The following is a 26,207-nucleotide window of genomic DNA, read 5'->3' as shown; positions in this document are numbered from 1 at the left end:
AATAATTGAAATTTTTAAAGGAGGGATATGCAACGTTTCAGTACCAACTAATAAGAAGGAGGAATTGATAAAGTGAAGACGGTTATAGAAGGCGTGTATAGTCCTTGTTACGGGAAAGTAGAGAAGTTATTTGTTAAGGAAAGTTCTTACGTATATGAGTGGGAGAAATTAGCGTTAATTGAAACGATAGATAAACAGAAAGTAGAAATTAAGGTAGGAATAAGTGGGTATATTGAATCGTTAGAAGTAGTAGAAGGACAAGCTATCGCTGATCAAAAGTTACTAATAACAATGAGGGATGATCTTTTAATAACAGGTAGTGATTAATAGCATGATATGTATTTTGCAATCTTTAATAATTTATTTTACGATGAAGGATTTTTGAAACGCTTACATTTAATGGGTTTACAAAGTGAAAAGGGGGGATTTATATGATGAATCAAAATCAAGGACTAAAAAGAGAATTGAAAAGCAGACACATATTTATGATTGCACTTGGAGGAGTTATTGGTACCGGTCTTTTTTTAGGATCTGGGTATACAATTCATGAAGCTGGGCCTGGAGGAGCGATTGTAGCGTATCTTGTCGGAGGATTTGTTATGTATTTAACGATGCTCTGTCTTGGAGAGTTAGCTGTTGCAATGCCTGACGCAGGATCTTATCAAACGTATGCTACGAAGCACATTTCCCCTGCAGCGGGTTATGTAGTCGGATGGATGTCATGGTTAAACTGGTCAGCTACGATAGGGATTGAACTAATTGCAGTTAGTATTTTAATGAAACGATGGTTTCCAGATGTACCGTCATGGATTTGGTGCGTAGTGTTTGCGGTACTGCTTTTTGCTATCAATGCGTTATCTTCAAGAAGTTTTGCAGAAGTTGAATTTTGGTTTGCAAGTATTAAAGTAATTACGATCATTGCATTTATTATTTTGGGCGGGGCAGCAATGTTTGGTTTTCTAGATATGAAAGGAAATGAACCAGCACCAATGTTCTCTAGTTTTACTGATTATGGTGGATTGTTTCCAAATGGATTATCCGCTATTTTAATTACGATGATTGCTGTTAATTTTTCCTTCCAAGGAACAGAACTAGTCGGTATTGCAGCAGGTGAGAGTGAAAATCCAGAGAAAACAATCCCGAAGGCCATTAATAATACAGTTTGGCGCATACTCGTGTTCTTTGTATTATCTATTTTCATTCTTGCAGGATTATTCCCTTGGCAACAGGCGGGAGTAATAGAAAGTCCATTCGTAGTTGTATTTGATAAAATTGGTATTCCTTATGCAGCCGATATTATCAATTTCGTTATTATTACAGCGGTTCTATCCGTTGCGAATTCAGGATTATATGCAACTTCTCGTATGCTATGGTCTATGTCTAATCAAGGAATGATTAGTCCGATTTTTGGTAAGTTATCTAAAAATGGTGTTCCTGTTTATGCATTGATTGTAAGTACAATTGTAGGTTGCCTTTCATTACTATCAGGTATTTATGCGGAAGATACAGTTTATTTATGGCTACTTTCTATTGCCGGGTTCGGAGCGATATTAGTTTGGGCATCTATTGCTCTATCTAACTTATTAGCTAGAAGGTCATATATAAAGCAGGGCGGGGATGTGAAAGACTTGAAATTTAAAACACCACTGTATCCATTCGTACCACTGCTTGCGCTAGTATTAAATGTAACAGTAATTATTGCTATGGCTTTTATTCCAGAGCAAAGAATGGCATTGTATTGCGGAATTCCATTTATGATTGTTTGTTTACTGTTTTACCGTGCGACAAAAAATAAGGGAAGCAAAATAGAACATGTTGAAAAAGTAAATACAACAGAAGCAGAAAGTTTATAAATATATTAGAAACTTATGCTAAAAAAGAGACTGTAAAATTGTAAACAGTCTCTTTTTTTGTGAAAATAAAGGTGGAAACATACTAAGTATGTAAAGGGGAATTAGCGATGAATGAAGAAGTTTCACAGCTATTAGAACAGATTGATTTACGAAAAGATGAGTTACTAGAGCTTACAAAAACCTTAATTCGTTTTGAAACACCAGCACCGCCGGCGAGAAATACAAATGAGGCGCAAGAGTTTGTCGCAGAGTTTCTAAGAAAACGAAATTTTAGTGTTGATAAATGGGATGTATACCCAAATGATCCGAACGTTGTTGGGGTGAAAAAAGGGATAGAAAGTGACACACATAAAAGTCTTATTATTAATGGACATATGGATGTAGCTGAAGTATCGGCAGATGAGACGTGGGAAACAAATCCGTTTGAGCCATTTATAAAAGATGGTTGGTTAGTTGGACGTGGTGCAGCTGATATGAAAGGGGGACTAGCTGGGGCATTATTTGCTATTCAGCTTTTAGAAGAAGCAGGTATTGAACTGCCTGGAGATTTAATCTTTCAATCCGTAATTGGAGAAGAAGTTGGAGAAGCTGGTACACTTCAATGCTGCAAAAGAGGTTATGATGCTGATTTTGCAGTCGTAGTGGATACGAGTGATTTACATATGCAAGGACAGGGTGGCGTAATTACTGGATGGATTACTGTGAAAAGCCCGCAAACGTTTCATGATGCAACACGTAGGCAAATGATCCATGCAGGGGGGCGTTTATTCGGAGCGAGCGCGATTGAAAAAATGATGAAAATTGTGCAAAGTTTACAAGAATTAGAGCGCCACTGGGCAGTCATAAAAACATATGAAGGCTATCCATCTGGAACAACAACAATTAATCCAGCTGTTATTGAGGGCGGAAGACATGCAGCATTTATTGCGGATGAGTGCCGGTTATGGATAACAGTACACTTTTATCCGAATGAAACACATGAACAAATAATAAAAGAAATTGAAGAGTATATTGGGAAAGTGGCAGCTGCCGATCCATGGCTAAGTGAAAATCCACCACAATTTAAGTGGGGCGGAGAATCAATGATTGTGGATCGTGGCGAAATTTTCCCTTCTTTAGAAATAGATAGTGAACATGTAGCTGTAAAAACGCTTAGCTCAGTACACGAATCAATTCTTTCTAAAAATGCAATTTTAGATATGTCTGCAACGGTAACGGATGGTGGTTGGTTTAGTGAATTTCATATTCCGGCGGTTATTTACGGACCAGGTACATTAGAGGAAGCTCATTCAATAAATGAGAAAGTGGAAATAGAACAGTTAATTGAATTTACAAAAGTAATAACAGCATTTATATATGAATGGTGTCATACGAAAAAATAGATTCGTATGTTGAAATCGTACAGGTATGTATACTTGTACGATTTTTTAGTGAACTATTTCAGAGTTGGATAGAAACAACTGAAATAGTTCTTTATTTTTCTATGTCTTTCGTTTTAGCTCGATTAATTTCTCTTTCGCTAATTCAACAGCAATTGCATCATCTAAATAGCCAATTGGAAAGAGATAGTCGGGAATAATATCTGTCGATAAAATGAAATACAGTAATGCGCCGCCAAGAACTGCACGTTCTTCTTTTGGAATCGTTTCATTGCAAAATTGTTGATACATATCCGTTAATTGTTCAATGAAAGGACCAGCACTATCAATTTGTTCTAACTTGCTTGCAAAACTTTCATGAATACGCTTTTCACCCTCTGTTGTTTGCGCATATCGTTCATAGTTTTCAAGTTCTTGTTTTACGCGGGTTGTTGTGTAGTCGAAATCGAATAAGTTAGAGGATTGCAGCGTTTGCTGAATTGTATCAAGAGATGTGTACATATCCGTCTTTTCTTTATTCATGTGAGGAGAATCCGGATACATTTCATCAAATAACAATTGGGGTGGAACTTGCAGACATTCTGCAAATTTTTGTATATGTTTTTGCTTTGGCGGTTGTTTACCATTCATAATTCTTGAAATTGTTGCGGGATCAATATTTGTAAGCATTCCGAGTTGGCGCATAGATAAGGCACGTTCTTTTAAAAGTTTTTTTATTAATCTACTAAGCCGCTCATTTGGATTTTCTTTAGGCATAGCGAAGGCACTCCTTTTTGTTGTTGAAAAAATGTTGAGCATTTATTACATGTATATGAAACAGACAGGCACAGTTGCTCAACATTTTCATAAGATGCATTGAAAAGTGAGAAAAAGGGGTGGCTGTTTATGAGTACGGCAGGTCTATTTTCAATTTTTTTAATTGGGATTGCTTCTAATTTAGATAATGCAGGTGTTGGGATTGCATATGGCATTCGTAAAATCCGAATTTCGTGGTTCAACAATTTTGTCATCGCATTTTTTGGTTTTTTATTTACTTTATTAGCTGGATTTTTTGGGAACTGGATTTCGTTATTTATTTCAGAGTTTACAGCAAACTTAATTGGAGCAATCGTTTTAGGGATAATCGGTGTGTTTATTTTGTGCCAGCCTTTCTTGGGGCAAAGAAATCCCGTAGGCTCTAAAGATGGTAATGTACTTATGGGGATTTTACGTGATCCAGAAAAAGCAGATTTTGATGGTTCTAAAACAATTAGTTTTTCAGAAGCAATTGTACTAGGGATTGCGTTGTCTATTAATAATATTGCAGGTGGATTTGATGCTGGGGTAACAAACTTGAACCTTTGGCTTACAGCAACTATTTCTGGGGTGTTTAGTTTTATTTGTATTAGTGGATTTGCGTATGTAGGAAAACGATTTTTAGCAGAATACTTAGGGAAATGGGCTACGGTTATTGCAGGCGTGTTATTAATTCTTATCGGGATAGATCAGTTGTTGTAAGGAGAGTAGAAAACAAGGTTCGAGTATTTCCTTGGAAATACAGCAAGGGATTGCATATATCGACGTACTTTTCTCCATACTAATACGGATTTCTTTTAAGAAAGGGGGATTTGTATGGGACGCGGGAAAGCATTTGATCATAAGAAAAAAGGGCATGATCACCAACCACCTAAAGGTGCGTTCATTCATAAAGATGTAAATGAACATACTTTGGAAGAGGAAGAGCTACCAGTAAATATTGAGGCGTATAAAAATAGTTTGAAAAAACATTAAAAGCACCTACATAGGTGCTTTTTTTACCGTATATCTTCAATTAATTGTTCCGATTCTTCATGCATACTGTACTCACTTAATACTTGGATACAAAGCCACTTTAATTCTTCGATCGTATGCTCAAGTTCTTCAGGAAGCACATGATGAATGTCTTCAAGTCCCATTCCAAAATGAATAAGTTCAAGTACTTGATCATCGATGTTGCGATCCATTAATAGTTCAAGTACTTCTAAATTGAATATGTATCGGTGAGCTTCATCGAGTGAAACAACTTTTAGCTTTAAGCTTTCTACAATACTCAATATAAAAAGAAGAATTGTTTTTTCAAGAACAGGCTGTTTTCCCATTTGAAATATTAGTTTCATCTTTCACACCTCCACATATAGCGCTAGGTTGTACTATATTATTCAGGAGGGGGGAGCAAATATGCATGATATAGAGAAACTTTCAGTACGGTTTTTGTAAGGGCATGGATAGCTGATAAAGTTGAGGTTTTTATAAAATAAAAAATCCTGCTAGTATAGCAGGATAACTCTCAATTAAAAAATGCTCCAACCTTCTTGAGCAGAAAGAAGTTCAAGAATTTTAAAACCGGCGATACTATTTCCGTTTGCATCTAAAGCTGGTCCGAAAATACCAATTCCCATTTCGCCTTTTACGCAGCCGAAAATGCCACCAGCTACACCGCTTTTTGCGGGGATACCAACACGAATCGCAAATTCACCAGACTCGTTATACATACCGCATGTAACCATAAATGTTTTACAAATCTTTGTAATATGCTTAGGGATAATTTGTTTTTTCTTATATGGATCATATCCATCCATCGCAAAAATTAAACCGATACGTGCTAAATCGATACAGTTTACCTCAACTGCACATTGACGAGTGTATAAATCCATTAGTTCTTCGATATCACAATCGATAATTCCGTTTTGTTTCATATAGTAACAAAGTGAACGATTTAAGTAAGCTGTCTCTAATTCTGAATTGGCAACTTTAGAAGAATAATTAATAGTAGGATTATCTGTTATTTCACGTACGAAATGAAGAATGCGATCCATTTTTTCTTCATTATCTTTTCCTGCTAACATGCTTGTAATGGCTAGTGCCCCTGCATTAATCATTGGATTAAGTGGTTTAGAAGGACTTGTCGTTTCTAATTTAATAATAGAATTAAATGGATCACCAGTTGGTTCCATTCCAACTTTAGAAAATACATATTCTTCACCACGATCTAAAAGGGCAAGCGCAAGTGTAATTACTTTTGAAATACTTTGAAGAGTGAATAGTGTTTGTGAGTTGCCAGCATGGATGTATTCTGTTTCTTTATGGAAAATGGCAATCCCTAAATCATCTGGATTGGCATTTCCTAGTTCGGGGATATAAGTGGCAAGCTTTCCTTTTTTCGTATATGGTTTTACTTGTTCTAACAACTGTTGTAAGTTGTTTGTTTCAATGCACTGCATAGTACCAACGCTCCTATTTTGAATTAACTAAGTTTACTTTTCCCGATATGCTCGGAAATAAATAATAACATGAAAAAGTGGAATGATAAAACGAAAGTTGCATGTTCTATAGTGGGTCTTTCGCTTCGCGTATTCTATAGTAAAAAAGGAGAAATTTCCTTTTATATAACAGTTTGGAAATAGGAGATTTCTCCATAAAAAATTCAAAAATAAAAACTACACATCTATACAACTATATGTTATTATGGTTATGTAAATAGAAAGCGTTTTCTAAGGCGTACTTATAATGATAACGATTTCATAAATTGAATTAGGGGGAATTAAAATGTTGCAGTTTTTACAACGTATTGGTAAAGCTTTAATGCTTCCGATCGCCGTACTACCAGCAGCAGGATTATTGCTTCGTCTAGGACAAGAAGACGTATTAAACATTCCTGTTATGGCACAGGCCGGTGCAGCAATTTTTGATAATTTAGCACTTATTTTTGCAATTGGTGTTGCAATCGGCTTATCTGTTGACGGTAGTGGTGCAGCTGGTCTTGCAGGTGCAATTGGTTATTTGGTTATGAAGAATACAACCAATGCTTTAAGTGTTACTTACTCAACAGCAGAATTAAATGATAAATTAAAAAGTGTTCAAGATTTAGTCGGTTCAGTAGATCCAACTAAATTAGCGGATACGATGAATAAAGTTTCTAAAGCAGCAGCTTTGACACCAAAAATAAATATGGCCATACTCGGTGGTATTATTGCCGGGGTTATCGCTGGATTACTATACAACAAATTCCATAAGATTAAACTACCAGAATGGTTAGGATTCTTCGCTGGAAAACGTTTCGTACCAATCATTACGTCTATTGTAATGCTTCTTTTAGGATTAGTATTCGGTCAAATTTGGCCAACAATCCAAACTGGTATTGATGCAGTGTCACACGGTATTGTAAACTTAGGTTCAATCGGTGCAGGGTTATTCGGATTATTAAACCGTTTATTAATTCCAATCGGTTTACACCATGTAATGAACACTTATTTCTGGTTTGTACTTGGTGACTTTACAAATGCAGCTGGTGATCTTGTTCATGGTGATATCGCTCGTTTCTTTGCAAAAGATCCATCAGCGGGTATGTTTATGACTGGTTTCTTCCCAGTTATGATGTTTGGTTTACCAGCAGCATGTTTCGCAATGATTGCAGCTGCTAAACCAGAAAAGCGTAAAGCAGTTACTGGTATGTTAGCTGGTCTAGCATTAACTTCATTCTTAACTGGTATTACAGAGCCAATCGAATTCTCATTCATGTTCTTATCACCAGTATTATATGGTGTGCATGCAGTATTAACAGGTCTTTCTTTATTCATAACAACATCACTTGGCATTCGTGATGGTTTCACATTTAGTGCAGGTGCTATTGATTATGTTATTAACTTTGGTATTGCAACAAAACCTGTATTATTAGCGGGTATCGGTTTAATTTATGCAGCAATTTACTTTGCAGTATTCTACTTCTTAATTAAGAAGTTCAACTTAAAAACTCCAGGTCGTGAAGATGACGATGAGTTAGTTGAAGATGCGGATGCACCAGTTGCAGGTTCAATTGGTGAAACTTACGTAGCAGCTCTAGGCGGAAAAGAAAACTTAACAGTTATTGATAACTGTGCAACACGTCTACGCTTACAAGTGAAAGATGCTAGTCAAGTAAACGAAGCAGCATTAAAACGTGCCGGTGCAAAAGGTGTTATGAAATTAAGTGACACAAGTGTACAAGTTATCGTAGGTACAAATGTTGAATCTGTTGCCGATGATATGAAAAAACACGTATAAATAATTAAATAAGAGGATATCCAAAAAGATTGATAACATCAGTTTTTTAGAGGGTATCCTCTTTTTTTATGTTAAAAATTTAACGGGAATCTTACTTTTGTAAATTTTCTTTTTCTTTTTTATACATATAGGTTGGTAATATGGGCAGTGCGTGATAAAGTAGGGATGATATAGAATTGATTATCCATAATCTACTAAAATAAACCTTTAGTAGAGAGATTAAATTATTGGTGAATAAGGGGAAAAAAGCAATCATGGATCACGAAAAAAATAATGCGAATGGGAAATCACGTCGACCGATTGTATACATAAAAAGAACAATCATTCTCGTCTTACTATTTTCACTGGTATATTTCATGTATACAAAAATTGTTGCGCATAATAAGAAAGAGGAAACTTTAAAAGCAGCAGCAGAAATGAAGAAACAAGAAGAGCTAAAAAAGAAAGAAGAAAAAAAGAAGCAAGAAGCAAAAAAACAAAAAGAGCAGGAAGAACAAGAAGAACAAGTGAAGCAAGCACAAGCTGTGGAGAAGCCTGCTGAGGCACCACCTCAAGAAATTAATGAAAACGCTCAATTAGATCAATATTTACAAAAAACAGGATTTGGCGGGACAGCGGTTATTGTGAAGAACGGAAAAGTTCTTTTGAATAAAGGATACGGTATGGCGAACAAAGAGAAACAAGTACCGAATAATTCAGAGACAACTTTTTATATTGGTTCTATTTCAAAGGCGTTTGTAGCGACTGCTATTATGCAATTAAAAGATCAAAATAAATTAAACGTAGAGGATACGATTGCGAAGTATATTCCGGATTTCCCTCAAGGTAATGGTATTCAGTTAAAACATTTACTAACACATACATCAGGAATTCCAGAGTATGAGCAGGGAACAGAGGATATCTCTCATGAAGAATTGATAAAACGAATAGGAAAGCAAAAGCGTATTGGAAGTCCAGGAGAGAAATGGAAGTATTCCGATTCGAACTATTCGATACTCGCCTATATCGCTGAGAAGGTAAGTGGACAACCGCTAGAAGAGTATATTAAACAACATATTTTTGCTACTGCGGGTATGGAACATTCTGGTTTTGGTAAAGCGTTAGAGCAAACAAGATTCCCGTCAACGGGTTATAAAATAGTAAATAACAATATGACAACACCTAATATTCCAAGCATGTCACAACTATATGGTTGTGGTGATATATATACGAGTGCCCATGATTTATATTTATTTAATGAAGCGCTTTTCTCCGGAAAGTTAATTTCAAAAGAGAGCTATGATCAAATGTTTACGGCCGTGAAAAAGGATTACGGATTTGGTTGGTATGTAGACCCCGGAAGTTACTCAAATCACGGTGTAATGCCAGGATGGAACTGTTTAAATGGATTTAGTAAAAATGGAAGTGTGTATGTCGTTTTATTATCTAACATTCAAAACAACATTAAATCATTTGGTAAAGTGAATAACGACATTTATACGATGTTGCGAAATATTGAAGTGTAAGAGACTATCCTTTTGGATAGTCTTTTTTTATTGAGGAAGTTTAGGGGCAATGAGATAATGAAATAAATGGAAAAGGGGGAGGGATATGAGTATACATAAGCATCACGCACGTAATGCGAAACGCATTTTTTTTGTATCTGTCATTGTATGGATTATCGTCACAATTGGATTAGTGATGGAATATAAAAAAGGGATGCTATTCACTTCGGAGAAAGAAAATCTGAAATTAATAGGTGTTGTACTACCGGCATTTGGATTATTAATATATAGCTTTATAGAAAAACGAAGAGCAAAAATGCTCAAACAGGAAAATTATAATATAGAGGCTTCTGAATTATTGGAGCAACAAAAATTTGTTGTCCGCAAAGAGGTAGGAGTATTTCAAGTAATTACATACTTTGGATTAGATGGAAATACAGTAGGATTTTTAAAAGAAGAGTATGATTTTGTGATTCAAAGTGTATGGCAAGCTGTACTCTCTTTTCTTTTTAATGGACTACATAAGCAACAATTTTATTTATATAATAATTCGGGAGAAAGATTATTGTGTGTTCAAAAGAAGATGGGAGTACGCAACTTTTATATTTTTTCTAATGTAGATGGAAAGAAAATTGGAGAGTTGAAACAAGTACTAAGTTTAACAAAGTGGGAATGGATCTTTCTAGGGTTGGATGGTAAAGAATTTGGTAAAGTGACTGGGGACCTTTCAGCAACAATGCAAAAAATAGACTGGCGAGATGGAACTCATATTGATGTGAAAGAAGATGGTATTCCGTTAGAAGCTGTTAAGTATTTTTCGGCAAGCGGTGGTTCTCTTGTTACAGCTTCTATAAGTGAACAGGCAGAATTACCAAGAGCGGTTTATTACAGTGTCTCTGCGATAGTTACAATTAAAAATTAAAATATAAAAAAAGATAGATGGGATACCATCTATCTTTTTTTATGTGATTAGAACATATTGTTTCGTTGAAAAATGTATGTCTTACCTATCACACAAAAAGCCTGCTCTGTATACATTAAGATGTATGGATATATTTTTATACTTTAAAAATAATAGGAGGAGAAGTGTATGTGTCTGTTCAGAAAGTATTGGCATAAATTATCGAGATTGTTTAATAGACAATTAGGTTATTTTTTAGATGACAAGTTACTGCCTGCTGTGGAACGACTTTTGTTTTCGCAAAACTTCGCGAGGTTTATTCAAAGAAACTCTAAGCAAGCTACGGAAGAATTTATTGAATCAAGTAGATTTCAATCTATTATTTGTAACATTTTAAAAGAATGTAATACATCACCTTTTAAAGAAATTGCAGAGCAGTATTTGGGTAAAAATGTTGAAATTACGGTGACCGTTGGACAGTTAACGGGTGTAATTGTAGCAGTTGGTGATGATTTCTTAACACTGCAAGAAGGAATAGGAACAGAAATTTTATTACCATTTACAAGTATTATATCAATTAAAGAAGCGTAAGAAAGGAGACTTATATATGTTATTTACTGAAGAATTACGTAACCATGTTGGTGAGCTAGTGCAAGTTGTGACAGCAGTCGAAATTGTTGCGGGTATTTTGTTATCTGTGACAGACGGGGCAGTAAGTGTTCGTACTTCTCCTTCTTATGGACCACCGGAAGATGTAGTTGTACGTATTCCTATCATTTCTTATGTTCGCTTAGAAGGGTAAGCGTGGTACAAGTATGAGGGTATCAGTTATTATTCCGGCGCATAATGAAGCGAGTACTTTATCACAAGTTTTAGTAGAAGTGGAGAAATTGAAACCATATGAAATTATCGTAGTAGATAATGGATCGACAGATGGAACAAAAGAAATAGCCTTACAACATCATTGCCATGTCATTTATTATAAATATTCTCTTGGTAATGATGTTGGACGGGCAATTGGTGCAAGAGAAGCGAAAGGCGACATTGTTTTGTTTTTAGATGGTGACATCATCATTGATAATAAAGAGCTGCAACGTTTTATAAAAGGCATTCAGCAAGGCCACCAAATTGTTGTGAATAATTTAACATGGTCCGTTTATTTAAAGATGAGACCGCACTATACGACAGTTGGAAAATTTATGTTGAATCGTTATTTAAATAAAAAAGAGCTTGTTGTTGGATCTTTAATTGCAATTCCACATGCAATGAGTAGGGAAGTTATTCAGAAGTTTGGTTGGTGGAATTTAACGGACCCAGCACTATTTCAAGCGATGGCGATGTCTAGAGGAGTAGATATTGTCGATATGGCTTCGGTCGATGTCATTCATACAAATAAAGTTCGTCCTGTTCATACTGGTACATCACCCGGTTCTCCTTATCCGAAAGCGACTAGCCGTATTATGGGGGATCATTTACGTGCTTTGCAATATGTAATCGAAATATATGGTAAGCGTGGTGGCTTTTCGGAAGGAAATAGGGATAGAGAGTTTATAGGAAAGTATAAACCAATTTTATTACAAAGAGAAAAAGCAAAATATAGTGCGATTATCCCAGTATCAGAAGAAAAGACGACTATAAGATCTGTTATACAAGAAGTGAAAGAAGCAGGTATAGATGAAATTATAGTTGTTGCCAATGGAGCGGACGTTGAGACAATTAAACAAGCGAAGCTAGAGAATGTCATTGTTATTGAATTTGAGGAAGCACTCGGACATAATGTAGCTCGAGCGATAGGAGCTATGCATGCCACGGCCGATATTTGTTTATTTGTCGATGGTGATTTTGTTATTCCAGGAAAAAAACTAATTCCATTTTTACATGCTATCGAAGATGGAAATGATGTGGCATTAAATGATTTACAGTGTTTATTAGATATGTTTCATCCGGCAGACCCAATTAGTATGGGAAAATATTTTGTGAATTTGGTAGCGAAACGACCAGATTTATGGAATAACTCATTAACGGCAGTACCACATGCTATGCATAAAAAGGTAATAGAGAAAATTGGATATGATTCTCTTATCATTCCACCACTAGCTCAAATGAAAGCTATTTTGGAGGGATTCTCTATTACAGCGGTAGAATTTGTAGATGTTATAAAAACAAATCGAGTACGCCCAGAGCAACATGGATTTGTAAATGGGCGTATTCCAGCATTTGATCGTATTTTCGGTGATCAACTCGAGGCGATTGCATATTTATTGCAATCCACAGACGAGCGCGGGAGTTTTACAGATGGAGAGCGGGATAGAAATATAATTCAACAATTGAGAAAGGAAGAAGAGAATACAGATGAATGTTAGTAGTACAGTTGCCATTATCGGATTAGGATATGTTGGTCTTCCTTTGGCGGTTCATTTTGCAGAGAGAGGACATACAGTACTTGGATTAGATAAAGATACTAGAAAAATAGAATCAATTATAAAAGGCGAAAGTTATATTCCAGATGTTTCTTCTAAATTGTTACAAAGTTTATTGACTAGAAAAAAATTAATAGTAAATACACCGGATCAAGGTATTGATGATTTTCAAAATAGTGATTACGTTATTGTCACTGTCCCAACTCCAATTAATGACCAAAGAGAACCAGACTTAAGTGCCCTCATTTCAGCTTCGCATTATATACAACAAAACCTTCAAAAAGGACAAACCTTCATTTTCGAAAGTTCCACATATCCAGGTACGCTCGAGGAAGTTATTATTCCGATTATTTCTCAAACAGGAAAAAAGGTAGGAGAAGATTTCTATATTGGGTATTCTCCTGAAAGAATTGATCCAGCTAATAGTCAATATTCAGTTCAAACGATTCCAAAAGTAATTAGTGGACAAACAGACATGTGTAAACAAAAAGTACAGGCTTTGTATAGCACTATATTTGATGTAGTTGTTCCAGTTAGCTCCCCAAAAGTAGCAGAAATGTGTAAGCTATTTGAAAATATTCAGCGCTTAGTCAATATTTCATTAGTAAATGAGTTAAATACACTATGTGAAAGTTTAGGAATTGATTTTTATGAGGCACTTGAAGCGGCATCTACAAAACCATTTGGATTTACGCCGTATTGGCCAGGACCAGGGATAGGGGGACACTGTATTCCGGTAGATCCTTTATATTTCCAGTGGAGAATAAAAAAGAATGGAGCAATTAGTCAATTAATTGAGGCGGCACATGTAATTAATGAGGAAATGCCAGAGAAAATGGTCCGGAAAGTAAAAGGTGTGGTGCAATCACCTGCAACGGTTTTAATTGTAGGGATTGCATATAAAAAAGATGTAAATGACTTAAGAGAATCACCAGCGTTACCAATTATTGAATTGTTAATAAAAGAAGGATATGAGATAGAGTATCACGATCCATATATTTCTTCTGCAAAATTTGGAGATAAGGTGTATCAATCTGTTTCTTTGGATGAACAAGTGGTTAGACAAGCGGATTGTATTTTAATTTTAACAGACCACTCTAATATCGATTGGAAGGTTTTTAAAGGGATAAAGCAAGTCGTAGATACACGTGGAATTATAAAGAAGGTGAGTGTATGAGTAAGAAATGTTTAATTACAGGTGGAGCAGGATTTATTGGATCGCATTTAGCTGAAGAGCTGGTGAAAAGAGGTTATGATGTCACTATCGTTGATAACTTCTATAAAGGGAAAAATAAATATCATGATGAGTTAATGAAAGAAATTCGGGTTATTCCAATAAGTGTTTTAGATCAAAATTCTATTTATGAATTAGTAAACCAACATGATGTAGTGTTTCATTTAGCGGCAATTTTAGGTGTGAAAACGACAATGGAAAAGAGTATAGAGCTTATTGAAACGAATTTTGATGGAACGAGAAACATTTTACAAGCAGCGCTAAAAGGAAAGAAGAAAGTAGTTTTTGCGTCTACTTCAGAAGTATATGGTAAGGCAAAGCCGCCCTTTTCTGAAGAAGGAGATCGATTATACGGTGCAACCTCTAAAATACGTTGGAGTTATGCAATTTGTAAAACGTTAGAAGAAACATTATGTTTAGGATACGCTTTAGAAGGTTTACCTGTAACGATTGTTCGTTATTTTAATATTTATGGTCCAAGAGCGAAAGATGGTCCGTATGCAGGGGTAATCCCACGATTTATCCGCGCAGCACTGCAAGGAGAAGATATTCTCGTATATGGAGATGGAAAACAGACACGTTGTTTTACGTATGTAAGTGATGCGGTAGAGGCAACGATTCGAGCAATGGATGAGAAGGTAAATGGTGAGATTATTAATATAGGTTCTGAGAATGAAAAGAGTATAAAAGAAGTAGCAGCAGTAATAAAAAAATTAACGAATTCTTCTTCAAAAATTGTTCAAGTTCCTTTCGAAGAGGTATATCCACATGGCTTTGAAGAAATTCCAAATAGAAGACCAGATGTAACGAAATTAAGAGAACTTGTTCAATTTCAAGCGAAAGTAACGTGGGAACAAGGGTTGAAAGAAACTATTAAATGGTTTCGTGAAGAAAACAATGGCTAAGTCACTATCGATTATTATACCTGTATGTAATGAAGCGGATACGATTTCAGACGTTATTCAGTCGGCAAAAGGATTAAATCCAGTAGAGATTATTGTAGTAGCAAACGGTTGTAATGATGGTACAGAAGAGATTGCTGATTGTTTAGGGTGTAAAGTAATCAAGTATACAGAGCTACTGGGGAATGATGTGGGCCGTGCAGTTGGCGCAAAATACGCGATAGGTGACGTATTACTATTTATAGATGGAGATTTTGTTATTCAAACTTCAAAATTACAATTATTCCTAAATCCAATTTTACATGATCAGGCCGACATCGTTTTAAATAATTTGGATGCGTTATTTTTAAAGAAACAAAAACCGCACTCAGTGACAGTGTGGCGCCAAATATTAAATGCAATGTTAGAGAGTGAGGAGTTAAAAATTGACTCTTTATTATCTGTACCTCATGCGTTGACGAAAGAAGTTGTTCAAAGCATTGGGTATGAATGTTTTGTTAATCCTATTGTCGCTCATTTACGTCTTGTTCAAAGTAAATGGAGAATTAGTCGACATTGTGCAATTGACGTTATTACACCAAATAAATTTCGGCCGACCGAGCATGCTGCGTATGGCACGGGTCTTTCTCATTCTGAAAAACGGATGATAGGTGACCATATAGAAGCTGTAGCGGAGCGAATAGTAGGTAGCGATGAGCGCGGAGGGTATTATGATGGAAATAGGAAAAGAGATAGTGTCTATCATACTTTAGATTTTGAAGATTTTTATCAAGGATGGGGCGTTACATCTAAGCTGTATCAAGAAAAGCAATTATCGGTCATTATTCCTGTACAAGATGAAGAGAAAACAATTGGAAACGTTATAGAAGAGCTTCGCAAAATTGAACCTTTTGAAATTATTGTTGTTGTAAATGGTTCGTCTGATCAAACAGCAACGATTGCAAAAGAAAAGGGAGCAACGACAATTGTATATAAAGAAGCACTCGGAAATGATGTGGGGCGCTCACTTGGAACGTATTTTGCAAAAGGAGAAATTGTGTTATTTATAGACGGCGATTTTGTTATTCCAGCGAGTGAGCTATATCCTTTTGCGAAAGCTATTGCAGATGGAACAGATGTTGCATTAAATGATCTAAATCATTATTTAGATTTAAGAGTACCGCTTCATCTTGTAACTGCATTTAAATATGCATTAAATTTAGCTTGTGATAGAAAAGATCTAGGCGTAGGCTCTCTTATCGCTGTACCGAATGCGTTTAGCCGTAAGTGTTTGAAAGAAATTGGATATAGATCTTTACTGGCACCGTGTGTAGCCCAAGTGAAAGCCATTCTTTCAGGATTTGAAGTTGCATGTGTAAGTCGTGTTGAGGTCGATAAGATGAACCGTATTCGTCCCAGTGAACATTTTGCTAAAATAGGTCATCCACCAGCTGTACTTCGAATTATAGGTGATCATATAGAAGGGTTAGAGCAATTAATTGTATTAACAGGCAGTCGTGGTGGATTCCATGATGGAAATAGAAAAAGAGATATTTTATAAGTAACAAAAAAAGTGTACAACATATGTACACTTTTTTGTTCTGTTATAAAAACTATAACAGATTAGGAGATAAGAGTATTACAGCTCTACAATGGGTATTGTTCTTATATTACAAAATAGGACTCGTATATAAGAATACCAAAAAAATACAATTAAGGGAAGGGTTAATTTTAAAGACTTTCAAATGAAGTTAACACTATGTATATAGTAGTTTGCTCAACATTTCACAAACATGTCACAACTATTTCGTTCACTTTCGTAAAAAAGTAGTATTCTAAGTGTGTAAGCTGTTATATAAAAAATCTTAGTCCTGTACTAATCAAAAATGGAGGAGATTAGGATGACTCAAGTATTAGAAAATGTTAAAAACGCATGGGAAAACTTTAAAGGTGAAAAATGGAAAGCAGAGATTGATGTTCGCGATTTCATTTTAAATAATGTAAACGTTTACGAGGGAGATGAATCTTTCTTAGCGGGAGCAACTGAAGCAACGAAACAACTTTGGGATCAAGTAATGGATTTAACAACGAAAGAACGTGAAAACGGTGGCGTTCTTGATATGGATACAAAAATTGTTTCTTCTATTACATCACATGAACCAGGATATTTAAATAAAGAGACTGAAAAAGTAGTCGGTTTCCAAACTGATAAACCATTTAAACGTTCTTTACAACCATATGGTGGTATTCGTATGGCGGAACAAGCTTGTGAATCTTATGGATACGAAATGGATAAAGAGCTTAGTCGTATTTTCAGAGATTGGAGAAAAACTCATAACCAAGGTGTATTTGATGCTTATACACCAGAAATGAGAGCTGCTCGTAAATCAGGTGTTATTACTGGTCTTCCAGATGCATACGGACGTGGACGTATTATTGGTGACTACCGCCGCGTAGCATTATATGGAGTAGATCATTTAATTGAAGCGAAAAAAGCAGATTTAAATTTAACTGGCGGTGTAATGAGTGAAGATACAATGCGTTTACGCGAAGAGCTATCTGAGCAAATGCGTGCACTTCAAGAGTTAAAACAAATGGCTGCTTCTCATGGCTTTGATATTTCTAAGCCAGCAACAACTGCTCAAGAAGCATTCCAATGGTTATACTTTGCATATCTTGCAGCAATTAAAGAGCAAAACGGAGCTGCAATGAGTCTTGGACGTACTTCTACATTCTTAGATATTTATATTGAAAGAGATTTAGCAAATGGTACTTTAACAGAAGAAGACGTACAAGAAATTGTGGATCACTTCATTATGAAATTACGTCTTGTGAAATTTGCAAGAACACCTGATTATAATGAATTATTCTCTGGTGACCCAACTTGGGTAACTGAGTCTATCGGTGGTATGGCATTAGATGGCCGTCCATTAGTAACAAAGAACTCATTCCGTTTCTTGCATACATTAGATAATTTAGGACCAGCTCCAGAACCAAACTTAACAGTTCTTTGGTCTAAACAATTACCAGAGAACTTTAAAAACTACTGTGCGAAAATGTCTATTAAAACATCAGCAATTCAATATGAAAATGATGACATTATGCGTGCTGACTACGGTGATGACTATGGAATTGCTTGTTGTGTATCTGCAATGAGAATTGGTAAACAAATGCAGTTCTTCGGTGCACGTGCAAACTTAGCAAAAGCATTATTATATGCGATTAACGGTGGTAAAGATGAAAAATCTAAAGCACAAGTTGGTCCTGAGTACGCACCAATTACTGCTGAAGTATTAGATTATGAAGAAGTTATGCATAAGTTTGATATGACAATGGAATGGTTAGCGGGTCTATATTTAAACACATTAAATGTTATTCACTACATGCACGATAAATATAGCTACGAACGTATTGAAATGGCACTTCATGATACAAATGTTCTTCGTACAATGGCAACAGGTATCGCGGGTCTATCTGTAGTAGCAGACTCTTTAAGTGCAATTAAACATGCAAAAGTAAAACCAATTCGCGATGAAAATGGAATTGCAGTTGACTTTGAAATTGAAGGAGATTTCCCTAAATACGGTAACAATGATGACCGTGTAGATGAAATTGCTGTAGATCTTGTGAAAACATTTATGAATAAACTTCGTAAACATAAAACATACAGAAATTCTGTTCATACAATGTCAATTTTAACAATCACATCTAACGTTGTATATGGTAAGAAAACTGGTAACACTCCAGATGGTCGCCGTACTGGAGAACCATTTGCACCAGGTGCGAACCCAATGCATGGACGTGATACAAAAGGTGCGTTAGCTTCATTATTATCTGTAGCTAAATTACCATATGAAGATGCACAAGATGGTATTTCTAATACATTCTCTATTATTCCAAAAGCACTTGGTAAAGAAGATGAAGTACAAGTACGTAACTTAGTATCAATGCTTGATGGTTATGCAGTAAAAGAAGGCCATCACTTAAATATTAATGTATTTAACCGTGAAACATTAATGGATGCAATGGAACATCCTGAGAAATATCCACAATTAACAATTCGCGTATCTGGTTACGCTGTAAACTTTATTAAATTAACTCGTGAACAACAAATCGATGTAATTAACCGTACAATGCATGAAAGCATGTAAATGAAAAAAGTGTCCCTCTGCGTTTTATAAACAGCAGAGGGAGGCTGTTTCAATAAAGGAGGAAGTAACATGGTAAAAGGAAGAATACATTCTGTAGAGTCTTGTGGTACTGTTGATGGCCCAGGAATTCGTTATGTCATATTTACACAAGGGTGTTTATTACGTTGTCAATATTGTCATAATGCTGATACGTGGGAGATCGGTAAAGGAAAAGAAATAACAGTCGAAGAAGTAATGCAGGATGTGACATGTTACCTTCCTTTTATTGAAGCTTCCGGAGGCGGTATAACAGTTAGTGGTGGGGAACCATTATTACAGCTAGATTTCTTAATTGAGTTATTTAAGAAATGTAAGGAAATTGGAATCCATACAACAATTGATTCTTCGGGTGGGTGTTATTCTGAAGAACCAGAATTCCAAAACAAGCTAGATATTTTAATGGATTACACAGATTTAGTTTTATTGGATTTGAAACATATTGATTCAAAGAAACATCGTAAATTAACAGGAAAACCAAATGAACATATTTTACAATTTGCTCGTTATTTATCGGATAAAAATAAACCGATTTGGGTACGACACGTATTAGTTCCTGGTATTACTGATAATGAAGAGGATCTACAAAAATTATCTAGCTTTATTCAAAGCCTGTCTAATGTTCAGAAAGTTGAAGTGCTACCATACCATAAGCTTGGTGTATATAAATGGGAGGCACTTGGGCATAAGTATCCACTCGCGAATGTAGAACCGCCTACTGAAAAAAATGTAGAACAAGCAAGACATATTTTACAAGCAGTCTAATCCAAATATTGGATTAGGCTTTTTGCTTTCTTGACAATAAAGCCTAGAGTATATATAGAGAAAAGAGTATACTGAAAATAGAATATCCATATTTTTGTAAGGAATAAGTGGAGAAATTTACATAATTGTAAAGGGAAATCAAAATAGTAAAAAGAATTAAGAAGTAAAAGAGTGAGTATCATGGAATAGAGAACATTTGTAAGTTATTGCGAAAGCTCTTATAGGAAAGTATAATGTAAAGATATGAGCACAGATAGGATTAAGGGGTCAATCTTATATGCTTTGCATATCCACGACAGGTACATAGCTGAAAGAGAAGTATTAGAATCTGTTTATGTAATTTTTAAGGAAAATGTTTTTCCTATTGTCGTATATGCAATATGGAGAAACAATAAGCTAGGAGTGGATTTGTTTGATAAAAAACCCCAAGGTTTTAATATTAACTGCACATTACGGTAATGGTCATGTGCAAGTAGCGAAAACATTAGAACAAACATTTCGCCAAAAAGGAATTAAAGATGTAATTGTATGCGATCTGTTCGGAGAATCACATCCAGTTATAACCGATATTACAAAATATTTATATTTAAAAAGTTATACAATAGGAAAAGAATTATACCGCTTGTTTTATTATGGCGTAGAAAAAATTTATGATAAAAAAATAGCATCTTGGTATGCGAATTTTGGACGAAAACGTTTGAAATTACTTTTACAAGCAGAGAAACCGGATATTGTTATTAATACCTTTCCGATTATAGCTGTACCAGAATTAAAAAAGCAAACAGGTATTTCAATTCCTGTGTATAACGTATTAACGGATTTTTGTGTGCACAAAATATGGATTCATCGGGAAGTAGATCGTTATTTTGTAGCAACTGATCACGTAAAAAAAGTTATGGTTGATATTGGTGTGCCTGCGGAGCAAATTGTTGAAACTGGAATTCCGATTCGTAGTAGTTTTGAGTTAAAGATCAATCCAGACATTATATATAATAAATATCAGTTATGTAAGAATAAAAAGATTTTACTAATTGTAGCAGGTGCTCATGGGGTATTAGGAAGTGTAAAAGAACTATGCCAATCATTTATGTCAGTACCTGATTTACAAGTAGTTGTCGTTTGTGGGAAAAATGAAGCGTTAAAACAGGATTTATTAGGGTTACAAGAAAAAAATCCTGATGCATTAAAAGTATTTGGTTATGTTGAAAATATTGATGAACTATTCCGTGTTACTTCTTGTATGATTACAAAGCCAGGCGGTATTACGTTAAGTGAAGCGGCAGCATTGCAAGTACCTGTCATTTTATATAAGCCTGTTCCAGGACAAGAAAATGAAAATGCGATGTACTTTGAAAGAAAAGGAGCTGCAGTTGTCATTCGTGATGATAGTGAGGTTTTTGCAAAAACAGAGGCGTTATTACAAGATGATATGAAGCTTCTTCAAATGAAAGAAGCGATGAAAAACATTTATCGTCCGGAGCCAGCTGATCATATTGTGGATACAATTTTGGCAGAAAATCATGTAGAACCGAATCATATACCTATTAAATCACCTGCTCTTGCACAATCATTTACTTAATATGAAACCCTCTTTTGTATGTTTAAAGAGGGTTCTTTATTGTTTTCCAAGATAAAGACTTATCCACATGAAGATTACGCTTTCATTAAACAGTAAAGTCGGAATATTAACAACTATATCCACATTATCCACAATTTTTAGAAAAAAATCCACAATTCTAACATTTAATGTGCGTTACAATATATAAACTGGTGAAAGTTTTACTTAATTTATTAACAATTCTATGAATTCTGTGGATAACGTTATCCACAGAAAAAAGGTTCCTTATAAATAAGGAACCTTTTTTCTACTCTATCACGTAGAAAAAATATGTAATGAGAATGAATAATTAGGGGGGAGAACTTCTAATTATTCATTCTCACTTTAAATACTTTTCGAGCGATAACCCGCTGCGCGATCTGCTTTACGGAATTCTCGTTGGTAGAGAACTTCTTGTGTACTAGATAATGCTTTTTTTCCTTTGTCACGTTTCTTTTTATCCATTACAAATCACCTCGTGTCCTAAAGTCACTATCTATCGTTTCCAAAGACATGGGGTGATATACGTATATATCAAAATGTTAATGGTTAATTATTATTTCTGAAAATTTAGATTATGCTTCTTTTAAGTGATGAGAATCTTGGAACGTTGTATCTCGCATTGTAGCAAGTGTATATTGATCTTTTGGAATTTCATATAAGTTATATACTTCTTCATTTGCGTTAATTTCATCATAAACGGCTTTTCTTGTTTCGTTTGCTAGATTTACATATTGTAATTTTTCTGCAGCTTTAATAGAACGAATATTTATTTTGCGAATACGCATAAAGATCGTTTCAATATCTAACTCGTAGAAAAGTTCGCTAAAAAATGAATCTTTTGCCAATTTATTGTAGCCTTTTCCGTGATAAGGTTTGCCAAGCCATGTTCCAAGAAATCCGGCTTTTTCTTGCACATCAAATAAAGTAATTGTTCCGATAGGGTTACCCCATTCATCTAAAATTGTGCGTGAAATTAATTCCCCACGCTCTTCAGCTTCAATCGTTTGTTTCGTTAAAAATAAATATTCCTCATAAGAATAAGCCTTTTGACGCACAAAAGGGAAGACAGCTGGATCCACCATTAACTCGTATAGAACGTGGCTGTCGTGTAAGTCGCGTTTTTTCAACATACTAACTCCTCCTCACACGAGGGTAGCATGACGAAAAAACACCCCACCCTCGAAATTTTTATATCAATCTTTAAAAAATTTCGGGGTGGGAATCGAACCCACTAGAACCAGTTTCTAACGCTGGTGGCGCACCATTTGCCTTCCCCATTCATCAATTTGAAAATGATAATCACGACACAAATTGATTATGGTTTCATTCAGTTTATAATCGTATAATACTTTATCTAGTCAAAAAAATAAACTAGTTTTTTTTATTTTTTTTGTAAATTATTTTTCCATCAATCATAGTTAGTACAGGCTTGGCTAAATAATGGAAAGGATGATGGGTCCAGAGCACAAGATCAGCGTCTTTTCCAGCCTCAATGCTTCCAATTCTATCCTCTAAACGTAAATTTCGCGCTGGAAATATAGTGATTCCTTCTAGTGCAGTTTTTTCGTCTAATCCTTCCCTTACTGCGACAGCAGCACAAACATTTAAATATTGAATGGGTGTATAGGGGTGATCTGTTGTGATGGAAACTTCCACTCCATTTTTTGATAATATATGGTAAGTATCCCATGTTTTATTTTTTAGTTCGATTTTAGAACGGCGTGTAAGCGTGGGGCCAACTGAAACCTTCAAATTGTGTTTTGAAAGTTCTTCAACAATAAAGTGTCCTTCTGTACAATGTTCAATACGTAAATCAAGATTGAACTCTGTTGCAAAGCGTAGAGCAGAACTAATATCATCTGCTCTGTGAGCGTGGATACGTACGGGTATTTCACGGCGTAATGCTTTTAAGATAGGAAGCATTCGAAAATCAGCTTCATGCCCGTAGTGCTGTGCTTCATAGAATGATTCCCGAAGTAATCCCATAATTCCCATACGCGTAATGGACTCTTTTGTGCCATTACTATGGACCTTTTTAGGATTTTCTCCAAAGGCAATCTTTAAACCAGCAGGTTCTTGGATAATCATATGATCAATACAAGTTCCAGCTGTTTTTATTACACAAGTCGTACCACCGATAATGTTTTGACTTCCTGGCATAACGTGAACAGTTGTGATTCCATTTTGTACCGCATCTTGAAATGCAATATCAAAAGGGTGTATTCCGTCCAAAGAACGGATATGTGGTGTTGAAACTTCAGATGTTTCATTTGCATCATTGCCAGCCCAACCAGTACCTTCATCATAGAGACCAAGATGGGTATGGACATCAATAAATCCAGGTAAGAGATGAAGAGCACGTGCGTCTATAACTGTCATATCTTGAGTAGGTTGAATGGAAGGCTTGACCTCAGCAATTTTTTCTCCTATAACGAGTACATCCCCTTGAAATTTTTGGGATGTAATAGGATAGACAATGGCTTGTTTGAGCAATATTTTCATAGGTACCTCATTTCTGTTACTTTATAATGTTAATGGAATGTAAGGGAAAGTAACTGAAAGATTATTTGTGTAATAATGCTCCGGATGCTAGAAAATAAAAGTTTTGAAAGGAACCCCTGTAAAACTGTGTTTTAGAAGTACTACATTGTATGCGAAAGTATATTTTGTAATGCATGGTCTATTGACGGAAATGTGTATTGATACCCATACTCAATTGCTTTACTAGGTAATACATGTTGCCCTTCTAGTACAAGTATGCTCATCTCGCCTAATAAAGCATGAAGCATAAATGAAGGGACAGGTAACCAATGAGGTTTTTTTATTATAGTTGCAATGATTTCTCCAAATTCCTTCATTCTTATAGGCTCCGGAGCTGTAATATTGAGCGGGCCAGCAATTTCTTTTTTGTGTATGATAAAATCAATCATGCGAACGACATCATCTATATGAATCCATGATAACCATTGTTTTCCAGACCCAACGGTACCTCCGATATAGAATTGATAGGGAAGTAGCATTTTTGGAAGAGCTCCCCCGTCTGGACCTAATATTATTCCAAATCTTGCATAGATTGTTCGTATTCCGAGAGAGTGTGCTTTAGAGGCTTCTTGTTCCCATGAATATACTGTATTTGCTAAAAAGTCATTTCCAGGAGTCACATGCTGTTCTGTAAAAGACTCGGTTTCAGACGTTCCATAGTATCCAATTGCACTTGCGTTAATAAATGTGTGTGGTTTTGTAGGGAGTGTCTGCAATTGTTTAATGAGTCCTTTTGTTGTTTGAATTCTACTGTTTAAAATGACTTTCTTTTGTTTCTTTGTCCATCTACTATTAATAGACTCTCCAGCTAGATTAATAACTACATCGATAGAAGAGAGGGGGAAGGTTTGTAAATCTGGTGTCCATTGTACATACTGAAGGTTAGGATCGGAAGTTTCGGCAGTTTTTTTTCGTGAGAGAATGTAAACAGTATATCCTTTTTGAATAAAAAAAGTAGAAAGGTATTTACCGATAAAGCCGGTACCACCAGAAATTGCAATTTTCACAATTATTTCCTCCTCATTATATATATTCTTGAAAAGCAAAAACGTTCCTTGACTATGCTAAAATAATAGAGAGGTGAGAGTATGGCTGTCATTACAAAAATAGAAGTGCAAAAACGATCGAAAGAACGGTTTAATATTTATATCGATAAAGGTCAAGGTGAAGAATACGGATTTAGTGTAAACGAAGTAATCTTAATAAAGCACGGATTACAAAAGGGCTTAGAAATTGATGAAATAGCGTTAGGAAATATTTTGTACAATGAAGAGGTACAAAAAGCATATTTACAAGCAATCTCCTATTTATCCTATCAAATGAGAACGAAACTAGAAATAGAAGATTTTTTACGAAAAAAAGAAGTTGGACAAGCCATCATCTCTGAGGTCGTTTCGAAATTATTACATGACCGATATATTAATGATAAAGAGTACGCTATTTTATATACGAGAACGCAAAGTAATGTGAATCGAAAAGGTCCAACGGTTATTAAAAGAGAGTTGTTAAATAAAGGTGTTCAGGATTTAATTATTACGCATAGTTTACAAGAATATCCAAAGGAAAAGCAAATTGAGAATGCTTTAATTCTTATAGAAAAGAAGAAAAAGTCTTATCAAAAGCATTCCTTTTTACAAATGAAGTTAAAGTTAGACGAAATGCTTGTTCGTAAAGGATATTCTAGAGATGTGATTCAAATTTGTTTGGAAGAATTGAAAGACGAAAAAGATGACGAAAAGCAACAAGAAGCGTTACACTATCATGGGAATAAATACTATGAGAAATATAAGAAGTATGATGGATGGACATTTGAAAATAAGATGAAACAAGCGTTATATCGTAAAGGATTCTCTATTGATGAGATAGAGATATTTTTGCAAATGAAACGCGAAGAGGGATGAGGG

The 26,207-nt window shown here is 35.3% G+C and carries 26 protein-coding genes; 19 read left to right on the top strand and 7 right to left on the bottom strand.

Annotated features, from left to right (window positions below; all coding sequences use genetic code 11):
* Positions 1-72: 72 nt before the first annotated feature.
* The 3 genes from AC2CGR_RS24095 to AC2CGR_RS24085 all read left to right on the top strand — a co-directional run bounded on the left by AC2CGR_RS24095 (position 73) and on the right by AC2CGR_RS24085 (position 3,235).
* Positions 73-327 carry a biotin/lipoyl attachment domain-containing protein gene (locus AC2CGR_RS24095; RefSeq protein ID WP_000859486.1) on the top strand — a complete coding sequence of 85 codons (255 nt, stop codon included), beginning with the start codon at positions 73-75 and terminating at the stop codon, positions 325-327.
* A gap of 104 nt (positions 328-431) precedes the next feature.
* Positions 432-1,853, top strand: a complete 1,422-nt coding sequence (locus AC2CGR_RS24090) for an amino acid permease (protein ID WP_087966807.1) — start codon at positions 432-434, stop codon at positions 1,851-1,853.
* Between the two features lie 107 nt (positions 1,854-1,960).
* Positions 1,961-3,235, top strand: a complete 1,275-nt coding sequence (locus tag AC2CGR_RS24085) for an acetylornithine deacetylase (RefSeq protein WP_087966805.1) — start codon at positions 1,961-1,963, stop codon at positions 3,233-3,235.
* Positions 3,236-3,334: 99 nt separating this feature from the next.
* On the opposite strand, the gene AC2CGR_RS24080 is transcribed toward AC2CGR_RS24085, so the two are convergent.
* Positions 3,335-3,988 carry a DUF1232 domain-containing protein gene (locus AC2CGR_RS24080; RefSeq protein WP_087966803.1) on the bottom strand — a complete coding sequence of 218 codons (654 nt, stop codon included), beginning with the start codon at positions 3,986-3,988 and terminating at the stop codon, positions 3,335-3,337.
* Positions 3,989-4,117: 129 nt separating this feature from the next.
* On the opposite strand from AC2CGR_RS24080, the gene AC2CGR_RS24075 reads away from it, so the two are divergent.
* Both AC2CGR_RS24075 and AC2CGR_RS24070 read left to right on the top strand, forming a co-directional pair.
* Positions 4,118-4,729 carry a manganese efflux pump gene (locus AC2CGR_RS24075; protein ID WP_087966801.1) on the top strand — a complete coding sequence of 204 codons (612 nt, stop codon included), beginning with the start codon at positions 4,118-4,120 and terminating at the stop codon, positions 4,727-4,729.
* A 114-nt stretch (positions 4,730-4,843) separates the two neighbouring features.
* Entirely contained in the window at positions 4,844-5,002 is a 159-nt protein-coding gene (locus AC2CGR_RS24070) for a hypothetical protein (protein ID WP_000532409.1), read from the top strand.
* Positions 5,003-5,025: 23 nt separating this feature from the next.
* Here the strand turns inward: AC2CGR_RS24070 and AC2CGR_RS24065 are convergent, their stop codons facing one another.
* Positions 5,026-5,367: a DUF3969 family protein gene (locus AC2CGR_RS24065; protein ID WP_000766603.1), complete on the bottom strand. Its 342-nt coding sequence runs from the start codon at positions 5,365-5,367 to the stop codon at positions 5,026-5,028.
* Between the two features lie 174 nt (positions 5,368-5,541).
* Positions 5,542-6,471: a glutaminase A gene (gene glsA, locus AC2CGR_RS24060; RefSeq protein ID WP_001992507.1), complete on the bottom strand. Its 930-nt coding sequence runs from the start codon at positions 6,469-6,471 to the stop codon at positions 5,542-5,544.
* Positions 6,472-6,540: 69 nt separating this feature from the next.
* Here glsA and AC2CGR_RS24055 point away from each other — a divergent pair, with 69 nt between their 5' ends.
* The 13 genes from AC2CGR_RS24055 (at position 6,541) to AC2CGR_RS23995 (ending at position 21,741) form a co-directional block, all read left to right on the top strand.
* Positions 6,541-6,654: a transcriptional regulator gene (locus tag AC2CGR_RS24055; protein WP_087966797.1), complete on the top strand. Its 114-nt coding sequence runs from the start codon at positions 6,541-6,543 to the stop codon at positions 6,652-6,654.
* A 142-nt stretch (positions 6,655-6,796) separates the two neighbouring features.
* Positions 6,797-8,290 carry an N-acetylglucosamine-specific PTS transporter subunit IIBC gene (gene nagE / locus AC2CGR_RS24050; RefSeq protein WP_087966795.1) on the top strand — a complete coding sequence of 498 codons (1,494 nt, stop codon included), beginning with the start codon at positions 6,797-6,799 and terminating at the stop codon, positions 8,288-8,290.
* A 254-nt stretch (positions 8,291-8,544) separates the two neighbouring features.
* A complete protein-coding gene (locus tag AC2CGR_RS24045; protein ID WP_484481298.1) occupies positions 8,545-9,795 on the top strand; it encodes a serine hydrolase domain-containing protein in 1,251 nt (416 codons plus the stop codon).
* An 85-nt stretch (positions 9,796-9,880) separates the two neighbouring features.
* Positions 9,881-10,696, top strand: a complete 816-nt coding sequence (locus tag AC2CGR_RS24040) for a sugar ABC transporter ATP-binding protein (RefSeq protein ID WP_484481297.1) — start codon at positions 9,881-9,883, stop codon at positions 10,694-10,696.
* 168 nt (positions 10,697-10,864) lie between these two features.
* Positions 10,865-11,266, top strand: a complete 402-nt coding sequence (locus AC2CGR_RS24035; RefSeq protein WP_087966789.1) for an LSm family protein — start codon at positions 10,865-10,867, stop codon at positions 11,264-11,266.
* Positions 11,267-11,282: 16 nt separating this feature from the next.
* Positions 11,283-11,477: an LSm family protein gene (locus tag AC2CGR_RS24030; protein ID WP_000899481.1), complete on the top strand. Its 195-nt coding sequence runs from the start codon at positions 11,283-11,285 to the stop codon at positions 11,475-11,477.
* Positions 11,478-11,490: 13 nt separating this feature from the next.
* Positions 11,491-13,038 carry a glycosyltransferase family 2 protein gene (locus AC2CGR_RS24025; protein ID WP_270185532.1) on the top strand — a complete coding sequence of 516 codons (1,548 nt, stop codon included), beginning with the start codon at positions 11,491-11,493 and terminating at the stop codon, positions 13,036-13,038.
* On the top strand, positions 13,028-14,272 hold the full coding sequence (locus AC2CGR_RS24020) for a nucleotide sugar dehydrogenase (protein WP_087966784.1): 1,245 nt from the start codon (positions 13,028-13,030) through the stop codon (positions 14,270-14,272). The genes AC2CGR_RS24025 and AC2CGR_RS24020 overlap by 11 nt, the downstream gene beginning before the upstream one ends.
* On the top strand, positions 14,269-15,234 hold the full coding sequence (locus AC2CGR_RS24015; protein ID WP_029437344.1) for an NAD-dependent epimerase/dehydratase family protein: 966 nt from the start codon (positions 14,269-14,271) through the stop codon (positions 15,232-15,234). Before AC2CGR_RS24020 ends, AC2CGR_RS24015 begins: the two co-directional genes overlap by 4 nt.
* Entirely contained in the window at positions 15,227-16,771 is a 1,545-nt protein-coding gene (locus AC2CGR_RS24010) for a glycosyltransferase family 2 protein (RefSeq protein ID WP_131102699.1), read from the top strand. Before AC2CGR_RS24015 ends, AC2CGR_RS24010 begins: the two co-directional genes overlap by 8 nt.
* 340 nt (positions 16,772-17,111) lie before the next feature.
* A complete protein-coding gene (gene pflB, locus AC2CGR_RS24005; protein WP_087966778.1) occupies positions 17,112-19,361 on the top strand; it encodes a formate C-acetyltransferase in 2,250 nt (749 codons plus the stop codon).
* Positions 19,362-19,430: 69 nt separating this feature from the next.
* Complete coding sequence (gene pflA / locus AC2CGR_RS24000; RefSeq protein ID WP_000238471.1) at positions 19,431-20,162, top strand: pyruvate formate-lyase-activating protein; 732 nt, start codon at positions 19,431-19,433, stop codon at positions 20,160-20,162.
* A gap of 412 nt (positions 20,163-20,574) precedes the next feature.
* Complete coding sequence (locus AC2CGR_RS23995) at positions 20,575-21,741, top strand: diglucosyl diacylglycerol synthase (protein WP_087966776.1); 1,167 nt, start codon at positions 20,575-20,577, stop codon at positions 21,739-21,741.
* 363 nt (positions 21,742-22,104) lie between these two features.
* On the opposite strand, the gene AC2CGR_RS23990 is transcribed toward AC2CGR_RS23995, so the two are convergent.
* The 4 genes from AC2CGR_RS23990 to AC2CGR_RS23975 form a co-directional block, all read right to left on the bottom strand.
* Positions 22,105-22,224, bottom strand: coding sequence for a YfhE family protein (locus AC2CGR_RS23990; protein WP_087966774.1), 120 nt, complete (start codon positions 22,222-22,224; stop codon positions 22,105-22,107).
* Positions 22,225-22,334: 110 nt separating this feature from the next.
* Positions 22,335-22,892 (bottom strand): GNAT family N-acetyltransferase, encoded by a 558-nt coding sequence (locus AC2CGR_RS23985; protein ID WP_000914738.1) that lies wholly within the window; start codon positions 22,890-22,892, stop codon positions 22,335-22,337.
* Positions 22,893-23,133: 241 nt separating this feature from the next.
* On the bottom strand, positions 23,134-24,264 hold the full coding sequence (locus AC2CGR_RS23980; RefSeq protein WP_000698299.1) for an amidohydrolase: 1,131 nt from the start codon (positions 24,262-24,264) through the stop codon (positions 23,134-23,136).
* Between the two features lie 140 nt (positions 24,265-24,404).
* Positions 24,405-25,310: a TIGR01777 family oxidoreductase gene (locus AC2CGR_RS23975; RefSeq protein WP_270185528.1), complete on the bottom strand. Its 906-nt coding sequence runs from the start codon at positions 25,308-25,310 to the stop codon at positions 24,405-24,407.
* 81 nt (positions 25,311-25,391) lie between these two features.
* On the opposite strand from AC2CGR_RS23975, the gene recX reads away from it, so the two are divergent.
* The gene (gene recX / locus AC2CGR_RS23970) at positions 25,392-26,204 is read left to right on the top strand and encodes a recombination regulator RecX (RefSeq protein WP_000268520.1); all 813 of its coding nucleotides are present in this window, start codon (positions 25,392-25,394) and stop codon (positions 26,202-26,204) included.
* Positions 26,205-26,207: the final 3 nt, after the last annotated feature.

The sequence above is a fragment of the Bacillus sp. LSHTCR4 genome, assembly GCF_057197025.1.
This window is presented reverse-complemented; position numbering and strand designations above follow the sequence as displayed.